Genomic DNA, 2,027 nt, shown 5'->3' on the forward strand with positions numbered 1-2,027 from the left:
CGCGTGCTGCTCGCGGACGACAATGCCGACGCGGCGAACCTGCTGGCGCTGCTGCTGGAGTCCGAAGGACACACGGTCCACACGGGGTTCGACGGCATCACCGCGATGGCACTGGCCGAAGCGCACCGCCCGGACGTGATGGTGCTGGACATCGGCATGCCGGGCGCGAACGGCTACGAGGTCGCGCGCTGGGTACGCGAACAGCCGTGGGGCGCGGCCGTGCGGCTCGTCGCCGTGACCGGCTGGGGCATCGAGCACGACGGCGGCCAGGCGCTGGACGCGGGCTTCGACGTGCGCCTGGTGAAGCCCGTCGACATGGCGCAGCTGCTCGCCGCCGTCAGTGGTTCCCCACCGGGATGAGCGCCGGCTTGTCCTTGTCCTTCAGCAGGAACACGACGAAGCGCGCCGGCTTCGTCTTGCTCGCATTGCGGCCGACTGTGTGCACGTCGCGCGGCCCTTCATAAAAGGTCTCGCCGGCGCGCAGCGTCTTTTCCTTGCCGCCCTCCACACCCATGACGATGGTCCCTTCGAGCACGTAGACGAAGCCGTGTGCGTCGTGGCGGTGCACGGGGTCGGCCGCGCCGGGCGCGTAGTCGACGGTGAGCATCATGACTTCCTTGCCCGGCGCGTCGGACAGGGCCTGGTTCATCAGCGTCTTGACGACGGGTTCGGGCGGGGCCGCGTGGGCGAGCGTGACGCAGGCGGCCAGGGCGAGGGGAAGGTAGCGGAACATGATCGAGATCCTTGTTGGGCGTGAAAACGCCAGTGTAGACAGGGCGCCCGCCCTGCGACAGGCGCCGGCGGGGACGCGCGGCGGTGCCGCAAAAACACCAATCGGCGCGCGGGGCGCTGGCAGGAAATCGGGGATTCTTGTCATTGCCGCTGGAAGGGCGCGGGCCTACCATCGGCGTACTTACGTACCGACAGGACAGCCGTGCCCCGCAGCCTCACTTCCGTTCTTCCCAACCCCGACTGCAACGACGCGCTGGCCTCCAGCTTCGCCACGACGTATGCAGGCGTGGTCGCATTCATGGCCGTCGTCCACGAAGGGAGCTTCGCCCGGGCGGCCGAGCGCCTCGGCATCGGGCGCTCCGCCGTCAGCCGCAGCGTGCTGAAACTGGAGACCCAGCTCGACACGCGGCTGTTCCTGCGCACGACGCGCAGCACGGCCCTCACGGCCGAGGGCCAGCGCTTCTTCGAGGGCTGCCGGCCCGGCGTCGACCGCATCTTCCAGGCGCTCGACGAGATGCGCGAGCTCCGTACGGGCATCCCCCGTGGGCACCTGCGCATCTCGTCCACCGTGGGCTTCGGGCGCAAGATCGTCGCGCCGCTGCTGAAGGATTTTCATGCGCGCTACCCGGACATCACCGTGGACCTGATCCTCGACGACCGCCCCACCGATTTCACGTCCGACCGCATCGACGTCGCCTTCCGCAACGGCCGCATGGACGACAGCCAGATCGTCGCCAAGAAGCTCGTCCCGATGCGCATGCTCGTGTGCGCATCGCCCGCGTACGCGCGGTGCCACGGCCTGCCGCGCACACCGGACGAACTGGCGGGTCACGGCTGCGTCAACTTCCGCTTCGCGTCGGGCCGCCTGTTCGACTGGGAATTCAAGGTCGACGGCGCCGTGCGCAAGCTCACGCCGCAGGGGTGGCTCTGCTTCAACGACGCCGACCTCGTGCTGCAGGCCGTCCTCGACGGCGACGGCATCGCGCAGATGGCCGGCTACCAGATCCGCGAGCACCTGCGCGCCGGGCGCCTCGTCCCCTGCCTGGCCGAGTACGCGCCGGACGACCGCGGCCACTTCCTGTGCTACCTGAGCCGGCACCACATGCCGATGCGCGTGCGCGTCTTCGTCGACGACATCTCGCAGCGCATCCGCGCCCTCGGCCTCGACGATCCCGACCTGGCGGACGGAGGCCAGCCATGAGCCGGACCGCCTGGGCATGCGCGCTCGGCGCCATCCTGCTGTGGGCGCTGTTCGCGGCCCTCGTGCGGCGGGCGGGGGCCGCCCCCCCCGCCGG

Annotated in this window: 3 protein-coding genes; 2 read left to right on the forward strand and 1 reads right to left on the reverse strand. The window is 70.2% G+C overall.

Annotation, left to right across the window (positions count from 1 at the left end; genetic code table 11):
* Window positions 1–360: response regulator (locus tag ACEN88_RS30150; RefSeq protein WP_413345629.1), on the forward strand; the 360-nt coding region annotated here is incomplete at its 5' end.
* On the opposite strand, the gene ACEN88_RS30155 is transcribed toward ACEN88_RS30150, so the two are convergent.
* Entirely contained in the window at window positions 338–733 is a 396-nt protein-coding gene (locus ACEN88_RS30155) for a cupin domain-containing protein (RefSeq protein ID WP_413345631.1), read from the reverse strand. The two genes, ACEN88_RS30150 and ACEN88_RS30155, sit on opposite strands and share 23 nt — an antisense overlap.
* A gap of 201 nt (window positions 734–934) precedes the next feature.
* Here ACEN88_RS30155 and ACEN88_RS30160 point away from each other — a divergent pair, with 201 nt between their 5' ends.
* The gene (locus tag ACEN88_RS30160) at window positions 935–1,933 is read left to right on the forward strand and encodes a LysR family transcriptional regulator (RefSeq protein ID WP_413345633.1); all 999 of its coding nucleotides are present in this window, start codon (window positions 935–937) and stop codon (window positions 1,931–1,933) included.
* Window positions 1,934–2,027: the final 94 nt, after the last annotated feature.

Source organism: Massilia sp. CT11-108 (assembly GCF_047302915.1).
In the GTDB taxonomy this organism is placed as follows: Bacteria; Pseudomonadota; Gammaproteobacteria; order Burkholderiales; family Burkholderiaceae_D; genus Telluria; species Telluria orientalis.